The organism is Sorangium sp. So ce448 (genome assembly GCF_051520915.1).
Classification (GTDB): Bacteria; Myxococcota_A; Polyangia; order Polyangiales; family Polyangiaceae; genus Sorangium; species Sorangium cellulosum_B.
On record NZ_CP150343.1, the window covers coordinates 11278794 to 11296804 of the forward strand.

General features: G+C 67.1%; 14 protein-coding genes. 1 reads left to right on the top strand and 13 read right to left on the bottom strand.

The genetic code is table 11. The annotated features are described in order from the left end of the window. Positions 1–28: 28 nt before the first annotated feature. From WMF45_RS42630 to WMF45_RS42660, 7 genes are all read right to left on the bottom strand, one after another. Positions 29–1435: a DUF1552 domain-containing protein gene (locus tag WMF45_RS42630; protein WP_437712181.1), complete on the bottom strand. Its 1407-nt coding sequence runs from the start codon at positions 1433–1435 to the stop codon at positions 29–31. Next, positions 1432–3147 (bottom strand): DUF1592 domain-containing protein, encoded by a 1716-nt coding sequence (locus WMF45_RS42635; protein WP_437712183.1) that lies wholly within the window; start codon positions 3145–3147, stop codon positions 1432–1434. The genes WMF45_RS42630 and WMF45_RS42635 overlap by 4 nt, the downstream gene beginning before the upstream one ends. Before the next feature lie 321 nt (positions 3148–3468). Further along, on the bottom strand, positions 3469–4263 hold the full coding sequence (locus WMF45_RS42640) for a BPTI/Kunitz domain-containing protein (RefSeq protein ID WP_437712185.1): 795 nt from the start codon (positions 4261–4263) through the stop codon (positions 3469–3471). Between the two features lie 184 nt (positions 4264–4447). Further along, a complete protein-coding gene (locus WMF45_RS42645) occupies positions 4448–5173 on the bottom strand; it encodes a hypothetical protein (RefSeq protein WP_437712187.1) in 726 nt (241 codons plus the stop codon). Positions 5174–5234: 61 nt separating this feature from the next. After that, on the bottom strand, positions 5235–6083 hold the full coding sequence (locus WMF45_RS42650; RefSeq protein ID WP_437712189.1) for a hypothetical protein: 849 nt from the start codon (positions 6081–6083) through the stop codon (positions 5235–5237). Beyond that, positions 6080–6667 (bottom strand): RNA polymerase sigma factor, encoded by a 588-nt coding sequence (locus WMF45_RS42655; protein WP_437712191.1) that lies wholly within the window; start codon positions 6665–6667, stop codon positions 6080–6082. Before WMF45_RS42655 ends, WMF45_RS42650 begins: the two co-directional genes overlap by 4 nt. 32 nt (positions 6668–6699) lie before the next feature. Then, a complete protein-coding gene (locus WMF45_RS42660; RefSeq protein ID WP_437712193.1) occupies positions 6700–7827 on the bottom strand; it encodes a hypothetical protein in 1128 nt (375 codons plus the stop codon). Positions 7828–8787: 960 nt separating this feature from the next. On the opposite strand from WMF45_RS42660, the gene WMF45_RS42665 reads away from it, so the two are divergent. Continuing rightward, positions 8788–9903 (top strand): DNA cytosine methyltransferase, encoded by a 1116-nt coding sequence (locus WMF45_RS42665; RefSeq protein WP_437712194.1) that lies wholly within the window; start codon positions 8788–8790, stop codon positions 9901–9903. An 82-nt stretch (positions 9904–9985) separates the two neighbouring features. Here WMF45_RS42665 and WMF45_RS42670 read toward each other — a convergent pair whose 3' ends face one another. The 6 genes from WMF45_RS42670 to WMF45_RS42695 form a co-directional block, all read right to left on the bottom strand. Beyond that, a complete protein-coding gene (locus WMF45_RS42670) occupies positions 9986–10645 on the bottom strand; it encodes a very short patch repair endonuclease (protein WP_437712196.1) in 660 nt (219 codons plus the stop codon). A gap of 164 nt (positions 10646–10809) precedes the next feature. Continuing rightward, positions 10810–14184, bottom strand: a complete 3375-nt coding sequence (locus tag WMF45_RS42675; protein WP_437712198.1) for a Z1 domain-containing protein — start codon at positions 14182–14184, stop codon at positions 10810–10812. Next, the gene (locus WMF45_RS42680; RefSeq protein ID WP_437712200.1) at positions 14181–14504 is read right to left on the bottom strand and encodes a hypothetical protein; all 324 of its coding nucleotides are present in this window, start codon (positions 14502–14504) and stop codon (positions 14181–14183) included. The genes WMF45_RS42675 and WMF45_RS42680 overlap by 4 nt, the downstream gene beginning before the upstream one ends. A gap of 287 nt (positions 14505–14791) precedes the next feature. Next, on the bottom strand, positions 14792–15163 hold the full coding sequence (locus tag WMF45_RS42685; protein ID WP_437712202.1) for a hypothetical protein: 372 nt from the start codon (positions 15161–15163) through the stop codon (positions 14792–14794). Between the two features lie 27 nt (positions 15164–15190). Further along, positions 15191–15562, bottom strand: coding sequence for a hypothetical protein (locus tag WMF45_RS42690; RefSeq protein WP_437712204.1), 372 nt, complete (start codon positions 15560–15562; stop codon positions 15191–15193). A gap of 689 nt (positions 15563–16251) precedes the next feature. Next, positions 16252–17934 (bottom strand): metallophosphoesterase family protein, encoded by a 1683-nt coding sequence (locus WMF45_RS42695; protein WP_437712205.1) that lies wholly within the window; start codon positions 17932–17934, stop codon positions 16252–16254. Between the last annotated feature and the right edge of the window lie 77 nt (positions 17935–18011).

Genomic DNA, 18011 nt, shown 5'->3' on the forward strand with positions numbered 1-18011 from the left:
CGTCTTTGCGTTGAAATCTCTCGCCGGATCAGGCCTTGAGCTCGTCGAGCTCGCCGGCCTGGCCGAAGGAGCCGAAGTTCGCGATCGGCCCCCCGCCCTCCTCGGTGCAGCCGACCGCGTTCGCGAGCGTCGTGAGCAGCTTGTTGTGGGGCGCGTCCTTGTCCTGCACCGTGCTCGACTGCCGCGTCACCTTGATGTACTGCCCCGTCTTGAAGTAGCCGCCGCAGCTCCCCGCGATGATGTACGGCAGGTCGCGGAAATCGTGGCGCAGGCCGTCGGAGAGCTCGTTCATGAACACGACGGCGCTGTTGTCGAGCACCGTCGCCCCGCCCTCCTCGTAGGCCGCGAGCCGGTCGAGCAGATAGGCATACTCGCCCGTGAACCAGCGATCGATGTCGAAGAGCATCTCCTCGTAGCCGTCGACGGCGCTCCCGGTGTCATCGTCCCTCGTGTTCCCGTGCGAGAGCTTGTGGTGGTTGTACTCGTGGGCCATCCCATCCCACTTGAAGATGGGCCCCGCGGCGCCCGAGCCCCATTGCAGCGTCGCCGACCGCGTCGCGCCGGTCGCGATCGCCAGCGCGAGGATGTCCATCTGCATCCGCCCGACCTTCTTGAACTCGGCGTCGAACGCCACCGTGTCCGGGTCGATCCCCTCGATCTCCGCCGCTCGCTCCGGCGAGAGCTCGCGCGGGATGATCCCGGAGCCGCCCATGCCCACCTCGAGGTCGCGCACCGTCTGGAAGTGCATGTCGAGCTTGTCGCGATCGGCCTTGCTGAGCTTCTTCTTGAGCAGGGCCTCGTACTCGACCGAGACCAGGTCGAGCACGCTCTCGCGGCGCTTCGTGAGCCGCACGATCGCCTCCTCTTCGAGGTCCGTCCCGCCGACCAGGTCCCGGTACGCGAGCCACGGGTTGTTCTCGCCGCTGACGGGCTGCTCGCTTCCGGTGTACGAGATGTGCCCGCGCACGTTCGGCGTCTTCGCCCCGACCATCAGCGTCAGCGCGGGCGTGCCCGGCGGGTTGATCTTGTTCGCGATGAACTGGTCGAGCGAGATCCCCGCCGCGTACTGGGTGCCCTGGACGAGCGGCTGCGCCGTGAGCTTGCAGCCCATCCCCTTCGCGTGATCGTCGCCCGCGCTCGGGTCGAACCCGTAGCCGCGCGGCACCATGTGGATGCCCCGCGGGATCAAGAGCTTGTCCCGGTACGCGGCGAGGGGCGCTATCGCGCGCGTCGCCCCGAACGACGCGGCCGTCAGCGCGCCGTACTGCGTGCTCGGGAAGAACTTGGCCATGTTCACGCCGTTGCACATGAAGAAGGCGATGAACCGGCGCGGCGCGCTCGCGTCGGCCTTGGCGTCGCGCGGGCGCAGCGACTCGAGGAGCGGGAGGCCGAGCATCACCCCGCACGCGCCCCGCAAGAACGTTCTGCGATTCATTGGTCCACCTCTTCCACGGCCCGGTACCTGAACGTCTTCGTCTGCGTGAGGGCGACGAGCAGCTCCTTGATGTTGTACCCGGACGCGCCGAGCTTCTCGTCGATCTCGGCGATCGTGCACGCGTCCTCGCGCGAGAGCTGGCGCGCATTGCCGTAGCGGTACCAGTTCGTCAGATAACACCGCTGCGCCACGGGGCTCTCCGCGAGCTGCGTCGCGAGGTCCACGGCGCCGTCGAAGCTGATCTCACCGTCCCCGACGGCGATCGTGCCTGTCGCGTCGATCGTCTCGCCGTCCTCGTCGGCGCGGTAGCGCCCGACCGCGTCGAAGTGCTCCAGCGCGAAGCCCGGCGGGTTGATCACGGCATGGCAGTCGTTGCACGCCTTCGGCGACGTGTGCACCTCCACCTGGTCGCGCGTCGTCCTGATCTCGCCCTGGATGGGCGGCAGCGTCGTGTTGATGTCCGCCGGCGGGTCCGGGAGGTCGGTGCACAGGATCTGGCGCTGGATGAACACGCCGCGGTGGATCGGCGAGCTCTTGTTGAAGAACGCGTGCGAGCTCAGGAAGCCGGCCTGCGTGAGGAGCCCCGCCCGCTCCGCCGGGTCGAGCGGCGTCTCCACGAGCTCGCTCGTGAACGACCCTTCCACGCCGTAGATCGGGGCGAGCCTGTCGTTCACGAAGCCGACGGGCGCCGTCATCAGCGTCCTGAAGTCGCCCTCCATCTCGAGGACGACGTGCCGGATGAACTGCCTCGTCTCGGCCGCCATGGCCGAGGACACGCTGGCGTCGAAGTCCTCGTAGAGCGCCGGATCCTTCGAGAGATCCGCGTAACGGCTCATGTGGAGCCACTGGGCGTGGAAGTCGTCCAGGGCGCTCGTGGCCCTGGGGTCGGCGAGCATGCGCCGCGCCTCGGCCTCGATGCCGTCGGGCGTGCCCAGCGCGCCGCCCTCCGCCGCTTCGAGGAGCGCGTCGTCGGGCAGGCTGTTCCAGAGCAGGTACGAGAGCCGCGTCGCGACCTCGTAGGCGTCGAGCGGGATGACCCCCCCGCCGTCGAGCTCCTCGCTGAGCTCGATGCGGTAGAGGAAGTGCGGCGACTGGAGCATCGCCTCGATGACGTGGCGCACGCCCTGCTCGAACGGCGTGCCCGCGTCGAAGAGGCCGTTGCCACGGGCGTAGGCGGCGGCGTACGCCTCCTCCTGCTCCGCCGAGAGCGGCCTCCTGTAGACGCGCTTGCCGAGCTCGCGGATGAGCTGCCGGGCGCAGGCCGCGCCGTCGCCCTCCGGCGCGCACGGCACGATCTTGCCGAGCACGGCCTGGTCGACGACGACGTCGGCCGCGATGGTCTCCGCCGCGCGGCGGTAATCGCGGGCGAGGCGGTCGGAGACGAGGAGCCCCTTGGCGTTGTTGTTGAACCCCTCGAACGCCGGGTCCGCGAGGAACGCCGCCGAGGCCTTCATGTCCTTGCCGAAGAGGTCCCGGACGGTGTTGTCGTACTGCGCGTGCGTCAGCCGCGTCAGGCGCGGGGTCGGGCCTGGCGCGGTGACGCCGGGCTCGCACTGGGCGCCGGGGTCGGGACCTGGGCCGGTGCCGGTGCCGGTGCTGGTGCCGGGACCGTCGCCCGGATTCGATCCGCCGTCTCCAGACGATCCCGAGCACGCGGCCGCGCTGGAGAGCGCGATGGCCGCGAGCAGCATCCTCGGGGTGCTTCGATTCACGGGCAGCTCCTTCGTGAATGAGCTCGAAGAAAGAAGAATCTACGAGCGCTCCATGGAACAGGCTATCGGGGCCAGGAGCTCAGCGTCAATGCGAGGCGACGGTGGAGCGGTCGGTTCTTTCGGTCCCGTCGGTCTCTTCGGCCCCGACAGTTCCACCCGTTCCGCCGAATGCGCCGGAGCTGTTCACTGGAATCGGCGCAGCGCGGCGATGACGCGCCGAGACTGGAAGGCGCCCAGGTGGGCGCAGGAAAGTGCCTTATCCACGATTCAGGAGACAGCGCCTGATCACGCACGCCAGGAGCGCTGGTCGTTCCTGGTCGTTCAAGGTGTCGGGGGCATCTGCGGCTGACACCTGCCCGACGAGCAGACCGCCGTCATCCCGTCCGGGAACACGGGCGCGCACGGAGGGCACGCGCCCATGCCGGCGGGACAGACCAGGGCATCGAGCTCCGCGCTCTGGTTGAGGGCGACGATGCCTGTCCCGTCGCACCCCTCGCAGCAGCCGAGGCCGTCGCGCAGGGCGCAGTCCGAGTCGACCGTGCACTCCGTCAGCGGCGACTCGCGCACGTCGAGGACGACGCAGCGCCCCGCCTCGCACGTGGCGGTGAAGTACTGGGTCGTGCGCTCCGCCTCGGTGACCTCCGGGCACGCGCCGCACGCGACGCCCCCGCACCCCTGGATGATCTCGTTGAGCTTCGTCCCGGCGCGGTTGATGGCCCTGAAGCTCTCGGCACTGGCCGTGTCACAGGCGCCGCAGCAGCCCCGCGACACGAGGATGCAATCGCTCGGCGCGTTGCAGACGCCTATGTCGGGCAGCTCGCCCCGACAGGCCTCCTCGCACGCGGCAAGGGAATCGAAGCGGTTCTCATTGCCCTCGCAGCCGCCGTAGGTGAACTCCCTGCACGCGCCGGCGGCCGGGTCGTACCAGTATTTCGGGAACGCCGCGTCACACCGACCAGGATCCGCCGGCAGCAGGCACCGGACGGGCAATTCCCCGCCGCCACCACCGCCGCCGGTCTCCGCAGACGAACCGCCTCCGCCCGGGTCCCCGCCGCCCGAACCTGCGGGGTCCACCTTTCCGGAGCAGCCTGCGGCGAGCAGAAGGGAGCTAAGCAAGCCAAGACCCAGGGATAAGCGCCGAGGCATGCCAGGCGAGTTGCAACGCGCATGCCCTGGGCGTCCGGTCGATGCGCCCGCCGATCTCGGCCCGGATCGCGCGGGCGCGGGGCCTCGGTGTGCCAGACGGCGCGGCACACCATGACAGTGTCGTCGAGGCGACCGGTCCCTGAGCTGCTCGCCGTCAGGGGTTGCGCGTCAGCCGGACGTTGTACGTAGCGCTCTTGAGCGCCATGCTGCCGTCTGCCCTCTGCTGGTCGACGAGAAAATCGAAGGCGACCGCGACGCCGTCCTCGATGGCGCACCAGGACTCCTGACAACGGCAAACGCCGCTTTCACACAGCGTGAGGTATCCGCAGTCGACGGGCTGCCCGTTCGCGAAGCAGCCCTCGGACCCTTCTTCCCACGCCCCCCCGGTCACGCAATTGTAGGATCCTGGGCCCGGGGACGACGCCTGAAGCTCGCACCAGCCCTTCCAGAGCTCCCGGGGGTCGATGGCGAAACGCAGCCGGCGGTCGGTGAGCTGCGCATTGAGCATGGTGAAATCGAACCCTTCGTAGGGCAGGCCGGTATTGTAGCCGACCTCCGGCCCGACGGTTTCGGGATAGCCCACATCCGGATCTACGGCCGGGGGTAGAGAGGCTCCCGTGCCGAAGCGCACCTTCCCCTGGATCGATGTGCCCTCCACGGTGTCGATGTCGATCTGGATCACGTCCGATCCCGAGCGGAACTTGAAGTTCTCGATGTATCCCTCCCAGTGCGCGACGAGCAGGGAGGCCGCGTCGGATCCCTCGCCGCCGGAGCTGGCCTCATCGCCGCCGATGGGCAGATCCTGCGGCTGACAGCCGGTGTTCCCGAGCGAGGCAGCAGCGAAGAGCAACGCGAGCACGACGCGAGTCGAACGATTCATGGTTCCTCCTGTCTCTTGCGGTCCATCGGTACATGGCCGGCGCGAGGAACATCCGTCTCTGTCAGTCGATATTTTCTCGGAACGCGCACGAAGCGCGGACGCGGCCCGCGTGCACCGAGCCCGGCGCTTCGCCGAGGAGCCGCTCGGCCTCGGCGCGCGCCTCCGGCGCCCGCCCTGCGGCGCAGAGGGCGAGCACGCGCGCGGCCATGCGCTCCTCGCGGAGCTGGCCCTCTGGAAACCGGGCGCCGAGGTCGTCGAGGCGATCGAGCGCGGCCGACGGATCGCCGTCCCGCACGGCGTCCTGCGCCTCGCGCAGCAGGGCCATCTCCGCGGCGAGCGAGCTCGGCCTCGCCGGCTGTCCGCCGCGCGGGCGCGCCGGCTCGCGTTCGCCACCGCCTATCGAGGGCGCGCGCGCGGCGTCCTCCGCGCCGGGGTCCAGCGGCCGCGGCGGCGCCGGCGCGACCGCGCGGGCGGCGCGGGAGGCCGGGGGCGCCGCCGTCGGCGCCGGCGCGGCGACCGGAGCCACCGCGGGCGGCGTCACCGCGGGCGGAGGCGCCGCGGGCGCGCTCGCCGGCGGCGCTGCGCTGGCCGGCGGAGGCGCGTCGATGGTCGCCCTGCCGGTGAAGAACCCGCCGGCGAAGGCGACGGCGCCGATCAGCGCGCCCGCTGCGATCACCTTGCCCGAGAGCACGCCGCCGGCCGCCTTGCCCGCGAGGACGCCGCCGCCTGCCCCGCTGCCCGCGAGCGGCGACGGGGGCGAGGTGGGCGCCTCCCCGGACGGCTCCTGCGGCGCGCCGACCGCCAGCTTGCCCGCGAGCGCCGCGCGGAGCCGCGCCTTGTCGGACGGCGCGAGCCCGTCCGCTCGGGCCGCCCTCAGGAGCGCGCGCGCCTTGTCGCCCGGATCGCTCATGGCCATCCGCCCCCGCGCCTCGCCAGCGCCAGCTCGAACTCGCGGCGCGCGGCGCGCAGCCGCGAGTAGACGGTGTTCAGCTTCAGGTCGAGCGCCGCGGCGATCTCCGGCGCGCTCAGCTCCTCGATCTCCGCCATCACGAGCACCGCGCGCTTGTCGTCGTCGAGCTCCGCGAGGAGCGCGTCGACCAGCTTCAGCGCCTCGACCTGCTCGAGCCGCTCCGCCGGCCCCGGCCCGCGGTCCGCCACGCCGCCCGGCAGCTCCTCGAGCCCGCCCTTGCGCCGGACGAGGCGCCGGTGATCGCGCGCCACCCGGCAGAGGATCGCGAACAGCCACGCCTTCACGCTCGACCGCGGCTCGAGCTCGCCGAGCCGCCGGTGGACCACGACGAAGACGTCCTGGAAGGCGTCGTCCAGGCTCGCCTCGCTGACGCCGAGCCGGCGCAGGTTTCGCCAGACGAAGTCGGCGTGCTCGTCGTAGACCGCGTCGAAGTCGAGGACGACGGGCGCGTCGTGGGCGCCGAAGTGCGGATCGAACACGGACCCCGCGAAGGGAAGCGCCGACGCGGGGGACGTCCTCGTCACGCGAAGTACATGGCCGGCGCCCTCTGGATCCGTCACGGAAATCGCACCTCGACCCCCAGCGAGGCGCGGAGCGTGGCGGCGGCGCTCCGGTGGACCGCGCCGATGCCGACGAGCACGAACCGATCGCGCGTCACAGGGAACGGAACGTCGATCGTGAGCGGGACGCGGAGCCGATCCGTAAGAGTGAAGGTCGCGAGCGCTCCGGGATGCGGCGCGACCCAGAGCGCCCGGTTCGAGCCGGGCGACGCCGCGCCGAAGCTGTCCGCGCTCATGACGCCGACCTCGACGCCGGCGCAGGGTCCGAGCTCGATCGAGCGATAACGCACTGCGTAACACACGCGCACTCCGCCGGTGGTCAGCTGGACGTCGCCGCCCATCGTCGTCCGCTCGACGAACGCTTGCTGCGCGCCGAAGTAGGTGCCGGACAGCTCGACGCGCACGGCTCCGATCAGCAGGCCCGCGGCGATGCCGGCGCCCGGGGCGACCGCCGGGAGCGACGCGGTGTCGAGGACGCCGGAGGCCCTGAGCGTGCCGCGCAGCTCGAGGGGGCGCGACGGGCCCTGCGCCGGGGCCGCGCTGGCCCCTGGCGGGGGCGAGGCCGCGGGCGGCGCCTCGGCGGCGGTGGGCGCGTCCGGAGATGCGTCCAGCGCCGCCGAGGCCCCGGCGCCCGGATCCCCGCCGGCGCCCGGATCCCCGCCGGCGCCTGGATCCTCGCCGGAGATGTCGCCTGGCGCCGCGCCGGTGGCCGGCTCCGCCGTCGGGGTGCCGCGGCTCGCTGCGTCCGGATCGATGGCGAGCGCGATGATCAGCGCCGCCGCGTCCGCGAGCTCCGCGCAGGTCTCGCCGTGGAGCTCGCGCGACCGTGTCGTCTCGCCGAGCGTCGTCGTGAGGCGGAGGTCCCACGACCCGCGCTCGTTCCGGGACACCACCGCGCGCGCCTTCAGCGGCGGCTCGCCGTTCGCCTCGGACGACCGCCCGAGGCGCTGCTCGATCTCGGCCAGCACGCGCCCTCGATCCGCGCATTCCCCGGGCGCGATCCAGTCGAGCTCGACGCCGCCCGCGCTCGCCGCGCCCTCCGCGGCGCTGGCGCGCGCCTCGGCCGCCGTCGCGGCGAGCGCGAGCGCGGCGAGCGCGGTGAAACAAAGAGACGAAGAGGACATCGACTGCAGCGATGAAGTCCGACCCGCGGCGGTCGCGCGGGCGGATCACGTCCCGCGGATCGCGAACGACGATGGCGCCGGGCTCCTTCGCGATTCGCAGGAGGCCCTGCGCTCCGCACGGGAGGTCCGCGCGGCTCGACGGCCAGCGAGCCTACCAGAGATCGAGGGGACGCGTCCGCCAGCGCAGCCGCAGGCGGCACGCGCGCGTGCCTCGCGGCGCCCTTCTGACGCCACGCCCGCCCCCGTCGAGCGCCCGGCGCCGTGCTCCGGCGGGCGCGCGGCGGCGCTCGCGGGTGGGAGCCGCGCGCCGCCATGGCGCCGTCATGCTCTCGGCCCGAGGTTCCATGCGAATCCCATCGAATCGCGTCGGCACGCCGCCTGCGAAGGCGCGCGTGCTCCGCATCGCCGCCGCGTACACTCCGCGCCGCCCCCACGACACCGTCCTCCATCGGCTCGTCCGCGAGCATTACGCGACCTTCGTCGCCCACACGGAAGCCACCTACGCCGCGCCGCTGCCGCACCCGCGGTCGACGCCCTCGAGCGCTACCTCGCCTGCGGCGGCTTCTCCCGAGGCTTCGTGCGCTGCCACTGCGATCCCTGTCGCCACGATGTCGTCGGCACTGCCAGGGTTAGCCAGCGCCGAGCACGCTCGTCGACGCCGTCGTCGCCCCTGACGACGAGCGTCGCGCGCGACCTGGCCGGCCGGATCGCCCTCCCGTTTCCTGCGCGCCGAGGAGCGCATCGACAGCACGCATAGGCGACGCTCCCTGGCCGTTCTGCCGAGACGCCCGGGAAGACGGTGCCCGGCGCTTCTGCCGGGGCACATCTCCCGCCGCCCCCGCCCGTCGGTTGCTCGCCGAGCATGCAGGCCGGCCCCTCAGGGCGTTCCTCTCGGTATCGAGTAACGAAAATCTGGGTCTTTTACGCCGAGCCGGAACGTGGCACCCTTGACCCACCGGCATGGATGGCGTCCTGATCACACCCCCGACGGCAGCATCTCCCGCAAAAGCGGACCTTTCCGCCTCGCCGTTCAGCTGCACAACTGTGGATCTCTTTTGTGGTGCCGGCGGTCTCTCATACGCGTTTCATAACGCCGGATTCAGAATTCTCGCGGCTGTCGAGAAGGACTGCCACGCTGCGGCAACCTACGAGAAGTCATTCGTCCGCCCGTACTCTCCGAATACACACCTGCTCGCGAGTGACATCCGCGAGCAACGGATTATCACCACCCTGAAGGCGCTCCGGACCGGCGGCGGAAGGATTGACATCATCATCGGTGGACCACCTTGTCAGGACTTCTCGCCAGCGCGACTGAAGAGGCGGCGACGAGGACATCGCACCGGCCTCGTGCAACAATATTTTGAGATTCTTCAGGCTTTGAAGCCACGAGCGTTCTTGTTCGAGAACGTACCAGGATTGCGAACTGCGGTTAATGGTAAGTACTGGCAGACGGTTGTCAGCACCGCGGACGATCTCGGATATGTGCTGAACGCCGACGTCTTGCACGCAGAGGACTTCGGTGTACCGCAGCGTCGACACAGGCTCTTCGTGGTCGGGCTAAGAAAATCGATGGGTAAGTTCGTCTTTCCACGAGGCGCAGAAAAGCCGCCAACGGTGGCACAGATAATCGGACAACTGCCGCGTATCCGCGCAGGCGAGGCAAGCGACGATCCTATGCATCGCGCGCGACGGCATAGGCCCGAGACAGTGGAATACCTCGCGCATATTCCTCAGGGAGGCGCCTGGCGACAAGCAAAAGAACGTCGAGTGCTTGATTGCCACAAGAAGCACAACGGACACTACGACGTGTATGGAAGGATGCGCGCAGATGACATTTCGCCGACCATCACCGGCGGATGCACCAACCCGTCCAAAGGTCGGTTCATACATCCCGAACAGCACCGAGGCTTGACAGTTCGCGAGGCGGCCCTGCTTCAGACGTTTCCTTCAGACTGGTACTTCTGCGGGGGAATCGAGTCTCAATCGTTGCAGGTGGGAAATGCTGTTCCCATTAAGCTCGGAGAGTCGTTGGCCCGTGCCCTGAAGGCTGTCCTCGTATCAACGACGCGCAGGTGACGTCAGTAGGCCCACCACGACTTGAGTTTCTCCAAGTTGACGAAGTCGACACCGATTCGGGAACATGATACCGGAGTGCCGGTCAAGAGCCAGGTGATCCGGCATACCATATCGTTCCGCATGCACGGCAGCGAAGCGTGACCCCTGTGACGCGGTGCCGAGCATCAGGTCGGATCGACCCGTGTCCGGTGACTTCGAGCACCTGCGCGTCATCGTTGCCGCAGGTACATCGGTGCCAGGGTTGGGCGCCGCCCGTCAAGAGAGAAGTTGCCGAGTTGAGGTCCGGCCTAGATGATGTGCGACATGGGGACGGGAGCCCCAGTGTGTGACGGATCCGCTCCACGACCTGGTCGGTATCGCGGAGTTCATGCTGCCATACGTGCAGCGGATGCCATCCGGCAGTGCGCAGCGCGGTGTCGACCTCTGCGTCGCGCAGTACGTTGGTGCGGAGCTTTGCGGCCCAGAATGCCGCCCGGGTTGCGGGAGCGGAGTAGTGAAGGGGGCAACCGTGCCAGAAGCAGCCGTCGACGAAGACCGCGACTTGTTGCCGAGAGAATGTAATGTCCGGATGACCGGGCAATGCTACATGGAGGCGATACCCACGCAGCCCGGCAGCCCAGAGCGCCCGACGTAATACAACTTCGGGGCCGGTGTTGCGGGTGCGGACGGCGGCCATGTTTTCCGATCGTGTCAGCGCGCGTGAGCCGCCGCGTCGTTTCGGTCGTAGCTTTCCCGTCGCCATGCGCCTACCCGCAGATCACGCCGCGGCACCTCGCCAGCCGCCCATGCGTGAAGTCCACATCGCTGCAGCGCAACGCGCAGATCTCGCCGCCGGCCATCCGAGCGAGCGCCCTGAGCAGGGTTTGACAGGTGCGGCTGTATTGTTGTCGACTATGGAGATATCGATTATTCCTTCGACTGGTCGACCACGACGTCGTCAGGCTTCGCCGAGTTGATGACGGTCCACTGGATTAGGTTGCTGCGCGGCGCCGCCTTGACGGGGACAGCGATCGAGATCAAGCCCACAAGTTCCTCTCGTTTGATCGGTGTCGTGACCTCGTCGGGCTCTCGGTCAGGAACGATCGACACGAGAACGACCCCGCGGGTCGGCGACTCGCCGAGCGGAGCGACAGTCTTGCCAAGTGTGATCGGCATCGCTGCCGCGCGGTGCTTGCGATCCGAACCGATGAAGTCGATACGACCCACACGCCGCTTGCGCCGCACGACCGAGACGGCGCCGCCAAGCTCCGGGATGTCAACCAAGCGTCCCTCAGTGTTCGGCCATGTCCAGACAACGGCCCAGTCGATGATCTTTTTGTCGTCGGTGGCCTTCTGGATGAAGCCACGGAGTGGCTTGATGTTCGCCTCGTACTCGGGATGCCAGTACAGCTTCTCGAAGAGCTTCAGAAACTGCTCGGCCCCAAAGAGGCCAACGCGGGCGCGCTGCTGAAGAGCCGACTTCCCGTCGAGTTCGTACGGGAGCATGACCTCGCTCGTCGCATGGCCCAGCAGAGGGATCACAACGTTTTCGAAGTTCTTCCGGTTCTCATCGCTGCCGCGAACCGGAAGCCCATACAGGTCCTGAATGCCGGTCGGAGCTTTGTTCGCGATGACGGCGTTCCACATTTTGTTGCGTGCCGTCGGCTTGAGCCATGGAAGGTGCTGGCTGACCAGCGGCGGGATCTGCCGCGGCTCCAGCATTGGCATGCCGTTCTCATCGAAACCCGCGTACTTGCTGAGTTCGTCCCGGAAAGCCTCCTCGTCCATGAGCAGCGCTTCGAACGCTGCATAGAGATCGACCTTAAAGTCCCGACGGATGTAGAGCCGGACCAGGTCCTGGTATCCCGGCCGGAACCCGAACCAGCGACCGGCCTGCATCAACGTGTCGGCCTGGCCGGCCTTGCGGCGGAAGTACGAGATCGTCAGGCCTTCAACGGTGAAGCCTCGGCTGAGCTGGGTTCCTCCGACGAGAATGCGCCAGACCTTGGCCGCCTCGAAGTCGAGCTTCTTCTGCTGTGTTTGGATCTCCTTGTCGGAGTTCACGATCAGGACCGGATCCGCGTCGATTCCTATCTCGGCAAGTGCCGTCCCGATGAACGGTTTGAGCTCGTCGAACGAGCTCGGGATGGGCGCACCGTTCGCCCGCGCCTTCATGACGGGAAGAAAGTCCTCGCTATACAGCTTCTGCAGGCGAGCAAATCCCTCGGAGGAATTGAACTTCGCTTCGCGCCAGAGCGCGCGGACGTCGTCGGCGGCTTCGGAGTGGTCGTCCTTCTTAACCGACTCGTGCACCAGCATCGTATGGTGCCGGTACCGGTAGGTGAGGCTATCCTTCACTTCGCGGAACTTCTTAATCGCACCGGACAGCACCCAGGCGTCGAGAGCCTCCTGGAGCTCTTCGGTCCGGCTGTCAGGATTGGTGTCCGCATCGCCGACGAGCGGGCGCACATGCGCCTTCTCGTTGGAGTTGGCGACCGATTGCTCCTCGTCATCCCATCGTTTCCCGACGTCATGGAACTCCTGAACCCCCATATAGCCAGGCGGTCGATGCAGCGAGAGAACGAAGTCGGCCGGGAAGAGATCCCGTTCGTCGTCCGGGTCGACGAAGACGTTGGCAAAAGGCGTCGCGGTGTAGCCAACGTACTGTGCTCGAGGGCAGATCTTGAGGATCTCCGTGATCAGCTGATTGATTGTGGTCCGCTTGCGATTCTCCGCCGAACTCTTCTTCCACTTCGCCGGATTGGTCGTGTCGACCGACGCCTGGTCGGACTCGTCGTCGATGATCAGAACTGGCAGTTCAGCAAGGTCGTTCTTCAGCGGCTTCAAATCTTGAATGAGCTTCTTGAGCGGCGCGCTGTTCTTCTTGATCACCGCGACGTAGGCACCGGAGTGGAAGAGGTTGTCCTCATCGTTGAGCGGCTTCTGCTTGTTCTTCCTCGCGAACTTCAATTTCGTCATCGCCTGCGGCAAGCGCTTGTAGTCGCTGTGATGACTCGTCACGCGTGCGATCTCGACGACGCCAGGCTGTTCCAGTGCAGCGCCGTGCCGAACGAAACGCCCAACCTTCCAGTCGTCGTCCTGTTGGTAGTCCAGCTCCTTGGCGACCACCGGATCCGTCTGATCCTGGCCGGCGAGAATGTTCTCGACGCCCATGAGCTCCATGTCCATGCGTCGCTGCGTCTGAGAGCGCAGGATTTCGATGGTTCCCGTGAGAACGATGATCAACCGGTAGCCAGCGTCGATCGCCTTGGCGACCACCCCCGTGAAGTTGGCGGTCTTCCCGCTCTGCACATACCCGACGACAAGGCCCTTCGTCTGCTTCGCCTCGGGACGGGTCGGGCGGCTCAGGCGCTCGATGACCTCGGTCGTGGTCTCGTCGAGGGAAGAGATCGACGACGCCGGCCACTTCTTCACGTCGCGGAGGTACTTCTCGTAGTCATCCCAGTACACACTGGTCCGGCGCTTCCGCTCCTCGGCATACCAGGGCTCGAAGGTCTTGGAGATGACGATGGCAGGGACCTCAGGCACGTCGACACGCTCGGTGAAGGCAGCCTCCACCTCCTCCGACAAGGCCAGGTTCGCATAGATCGCGGCGCGTCGCTCTTTGGTGCGTGCAATCGTGGGGTTTCCGGACGCATCGACGTACACGTCCTGGTTGTCCCACTTTGCCAGTGCCATCCGGCCCTGCGTGAGTGCCGATTCATTTTCGTCGGCCCCACGTACGAACGCTGCCAACTCCGCCTCGGTGACCGCGGTGCCTGACATGGCGATCAGCAGAGGCAGCAGCGGCTTCGGCTCCTGTTTCCTCAGCGCGATGAAAACATTCGTCAGTGCATCGGCCCATGTGGGGCGCTGTTGCTCATTCGCAAGGCGACGCTGTTCGGAGAGGAGCTGCTCACGGGCGGCTGGGGTCAGCTCTGGCAACGTCGCATCGGCGTCCGGGAGGTACTCGTCCGCGAGCGATGCGCCGTCGAGCTCCCAGAGGGTGGGGTCCTTGGGCCCCAGATCGAAGATGCGAACGGTTCCTTTGGTGAAGAGCTCACGCAACCCCGTGCCCCCCTCGAGCAGCGCGACGACGTCTGCGGGCGCCGCCGGAGCGAACACCCAACGCGTGACGCCTTCCTCGAAGCTCTCGTCAACGACCACGCCGATCACTTGACGCTCGTGTTCGTCGACGGCGAGCACGAGCTTCGGCCCGTCGTACTCGTAGAGGACGTGCCGGATACAAGGAGACGGTCTGTTGAGCTCCGGACGAACGGAGAGGAATCTGGAGAAGCTCATGCCGCCACCACCGAAAATTCCTGGTGAATCGTCGCGCCGTGGGTGGCCCTGACCCACAGGCTATAGTGCCAGGCGTTGTTCCCCGACTGGCAGCTCTTGCCGTGCTCGGGCCTCAGCGTCGCCTTGGCAACCTGCAGCTTGCGGAAGAACGGGATGGCTTTCCTCGCGGTCGGAATGTCCTCCGCCCTCGTCAGAACGCTGAGGGCGCAGCGGCCGCATGGGTCTCCGTGGCCTGGGTTGCGCCCTTCGTCTTCCCAGGAGCGCATGTCCGCATACGCTGGCGGATTGTGCCGCACGAAACGGTAGATGTCGCCGTTCACGTCAGGGACCTCAGGCGAAGGACATGTCTCGGGGCAGTTGGCGGCGAACTCACTCATGCGGAGCCCAAGCTAACATCCGGCCCTGCCGGCGTCGATGGCCTAGAACGGCAAACATGTTGAAAATCGCCTAATTCCAATAGGTTACGCTGGCTCCTGGAGCAGCCGCTGGGCCGCCTCGAGATTCTGGATCGCTGCTGCGCGCCGAAGGTCGAACAGATTTCTCCTTGCGCTAGATCAAATGGAGGGGCTCGACTACGCCGATGGACGCCGAGTTCGATGAGCCGTCGTCACGGAGGAGGGAGCATCTGGACGCCAGCGCCGGGGTCTGCGAGGACACCCCACAGCTGCCGTGCGAGCTCCTCAACTTCCGGCGACAGTTCGCCGCCCGCGAGCCATTGTTGCACGAGCGACGAGAGCCGCTCAAGGCGCTGGAGGTCGTCTTCTGTGACCCTCTCCGGCCCCCCCTGGGTTAGCCCCTGATCGCGCAGCGCCATGAACCGACGAAGTCCGTCTTTCAGCTCTTCCAGGCCCTCGATCAGATGCTCCTCGCATTTGGCGAACACGCAACGCCACACGAGCATTTGAAGCAGCGCTTCCCCATTGAAAATGGCCACAGCCGTGTCAGCGCTAGCCGCAAGCCTCGCATCCTCGCTAGTCAACGACACCTCCTGTGGCGACTATTGCCATCATATGCACAGTGATGCAGGACCTCTACCGAATGGAAAGTGACAATTGTCGCCGTTTGGGTAGGTGTACGAACACATCCATCCAACCGGCACGAATCGGTTGCATGCATACAACTTGCCATTGCCGACGCTTGGTTTGTAGGGATGGGCGGCATAGGCGGCATGGCAATAGATTTTTTGTGCCACGCACTTGTCGGAGCATGGGGCTCCCTGCTCTCCCTCCTTGCAGAAGACTCGATTGGTCAAAACCGCTTCGGAGGTCTCCTCCGTGTGCGGCTCGGCGCCTTCGTCCGTGGTTGCACCCTTGTCGCCTTGCTCGGCAATACATCCCATCGCAAAACTGGCACCGATCAGAAATGCCGACCACATCATAGATCATCGTCCCCCTCTCGGGAAGGCTCAAACAGCTAGAACCGTGCCTTCCCGAACGTGAGAGCGGGCGAGCCAGGGCAGGGGTGCGCGCCGTGCCCGCTCGTCTCGCGAGCCTCAGCGAAGCGAGCCTGGGATAGACACGCGAGCGAACTTATCCTTATGATGTGCTTTGAAGCGAACAGAGGCAAAGCGGCAGAATTGGTCAAGTCGGTCGAGATGGCACTATCGCGACAGAACGAAGAGGTGCCGAACTAGGAGGAACGCCCGGGGGAGCTCAGGCGGCTCGCACCTCGGCAGGGATCATCTCCTCCGGGTCGAAGCGCCGCACGAGCTCGGGACGCTCGCGGGCGCCGTGGCACATGATCTCAACGGACTCTCGATGGCCCAGATCGCCGAAGACGCGAGGCTACCTCTCTCTGTGGTTTACAAGCGATGCACCAAGGCCATCGGCGCGCTGCGCGGCGTCATCAGGCACCAAGAAACCATGGAGGGCTTCGCCTGGAGAGTGGGGCCGCAATGAGCTTCAAAGGCATGGTTGTTCACTTCCGGCGCGACTTGGACGACCAGGAGGCCGAGCGAACAATCGACGCTCTCATGACGATCAAAGGGGTTAGCATCGGGCCGCCCGCGCGAAGCCGCCGCGATGCGGCGCAGAAGTCCGACCATCCGTGGCCGGACTTCGGGCGCTCTCAGAGCGGCGGCAGCTGCTCCCGGAAAAACGCGTTGTATTTGGGATCGTTGTAGCGCTCGTACTCGATCGCGAACGGGGTCAGCTGGCTGACGCCGCCCTTGTACCGGATGGTGAGGGCCATCGGCGTGACCTCGCGGTAGTTGCTGGCCTCCGGCAGGTCGTCGTTGGTCTTCCCGCCTGCGGAGAACAGCGTCAGCAGCACCCCGTCGGGGTCGTCGTGCACGACGCGGAAGCCCTCCGGGACGCGCTCGTGGCCGCGGATCAGCGTGGTACAGCCGAGCTTCTGCATGAAGCTCTTGAACTGCCGCTTGCCGAAGGGGAAGCGCGCCGTGGACTTCTGGAGCTCCGCGGGGATCGCGTCGACCTCGCTGGGGTCGCTCCAGAGCATCTGGAACCGGATCTCCGGGTCGTTGAGCGAGGACACCGACGTCCACCGGGCGGCGATGGTCTCGTCGCGCGGGATCCCCGCGTGGACGAAGAGGATCCTGTCGAAGACCAGCATGTTGGGGAGCGCCTCGAAGAGGCGCATGTAGGCCGCGAACACCTCGTTCGGCGCGATGGCCGCGAGCGAGCTCATCGCCTCGGAGGGCCGTACGGGCGCGAGGACGCGGCCGTTCAGCTCGACGTAGTACTCGTGGTTGCCGCGCAGCACGAAGACGTTGTCGGGCGCGGCGAGGAAGAGCTGCATCACCGTGCGCAGGATGCCGTTGTAGCTGAACCTGCCGCGATCGATGTAGTCGCCTAGGAACACCAGCATCATCCGCGGGTTGTTCGCGGGGTCGTCGCGGTGGGCCTGCACCTTGGCGAAGAAATCGGCCTGCATCAGCGCCCCCTTGAGGCACGAGTAGCAGCCGTGCAGATCGCCGATGACCAGGAGCTCGACGTCCTCGGCGGGGTCGGGCGAGGCGACGTAGACGTGGCCGTCGAGGAAGGGCGCCTGCCCGGCGAAGCCCGCGAAATCCGCCGCGCCGTCGAGCCGGCCCGCGCCGCGCGCGCGCTGCTCCTCGAGCTTCGCCTCGAACCTGCGCATCAGGTCCATGTCGACCTTGGCCTGCTCCGCGAACGTGGCCGGATCGCTCGCGTAGTCCCACTCGAACGCCTTGAAGAACGGGTGATCGACCTCGCGCGCCTGCTTGCGCGTGGCCGGATCGATCACCACCGCGCCCTGCTCGATCGTCTCGATGTCGACGTCGTCGATCTCGATCGGGGACGCCGACAGGAGCGACGAGAGCTCGTCGCGGAACCGCTGCTCGTTCGGGTGGACGACGCCGTCGGCGAGCATGAGCTCGTCGACGGTCGCGAGCAGCGCCTTGCGGTTGTCGTCGTCGAAGCCGTCGAGGAGCTCGAAGCAGCGGAGCTTGATCTTGGAGAGGACGAAGTCCTTCGGGTCCTCTCCCTCGGCGACGCTCTCCGTGAAATGGCTCTGGATCTGGTGGTCGATCTCGGAGAAGACCTCGTGGAAGTGGCTGGTCCACCGGCCGACGACGTCCTGGTTCTCCTGGGTTTCGCCGCCGAGGGCGTCGCGCGCGCGCTGCCGGACGAGGTCGTGGATGTAGCCGCGGATGAAGGACTTCTCGGTCGGATCGAGCTCGCCGTCGATGTACCCGAACCCCGTGAGGTAGTAGATGATGGCGTGCATCTGCTGCTCTGCGACGCGCGGATCCGGGCTGAACGACATCATCAGGCAGCTCTCCTCTTCGCGATGGTGCCCCAGGGTAGCGCAAGACGGGCGCGCGGCGGCGGCGAGCGCGCCTCACG

What these genes read in the sequence shown, in the direction of transcription:
- WMF45_RS42690 (WP_437712204.1), bottom strand. Translation starts at nt 15,562, where the DNA reads ATGATGTGGTCGGCATTTCTGATCGGTGCCAGTTTTGCGATGGGATGT.
- WMF45_RS42675 (WP_437712198.1), bottom strand. Translation starts at nt 14,184, where the DNA reads ATGAGCTTCTCCAGATTCCTCTCCGTTCGTCCGGAGCTCAACAGACCG.
- WMF45_RS42670 (WP_437712196.1), bottom strand. Translation starts at nt 10,645, where the DNA reads ATGGCGACGGGAAAGCTACGACCGAAACGACGCGGCGGCTCACGCGCG.
- WMF45_RS42650 (WP_437712189.1), bottom strand. Translation starts at nt 6,083, where the DNA reads ATGAGCGATCCGGGCGACAAGGCGCGCGCGCTCCTGAGGGCGGCCCGA.
- WMF45_RS42645 (WP_437712187.1), bottom strand. Translation starts at nt 5,173, where the DNA reads ATGAATCGTTCGACTCGCGTCGTGCTCGCGTTGCTCTTCGCTGCTGCC.
- WMF45_RS42665 (WP_437712194.1), top strand. Translation starts at nt 8,788, where the DNA reads ATGGATGGCGTCCTGATCACACCCCCGACGGCAGCATCTCCCGCAAAA.
- WMF45_RS42695 (WP_437712205.1), bottom strand. Translation starts at nt 17,934, where the DNA reads ATGATGTCGTTCAGCCCGGATCCGCGCGTCGCAGAGCAGCAGATGCAC.
- WMF45_RS42630 (WP_437712181.1), bottom strand. Translation starts at nt 1,435, where the DNA reads ATGAATCGCAGAACGTTCTTGCGGGGCGCGTGCGGGGTGATGCTCGGC.
- WMF45_RS42660 (WP_437712193.1), bottom strand. Translation starts at nt 7,827, where the DNA reads ATGTCCTCTTCGTCTCTTTGTTTCACCGCGCTCGCCGCGCTCGCGCTC.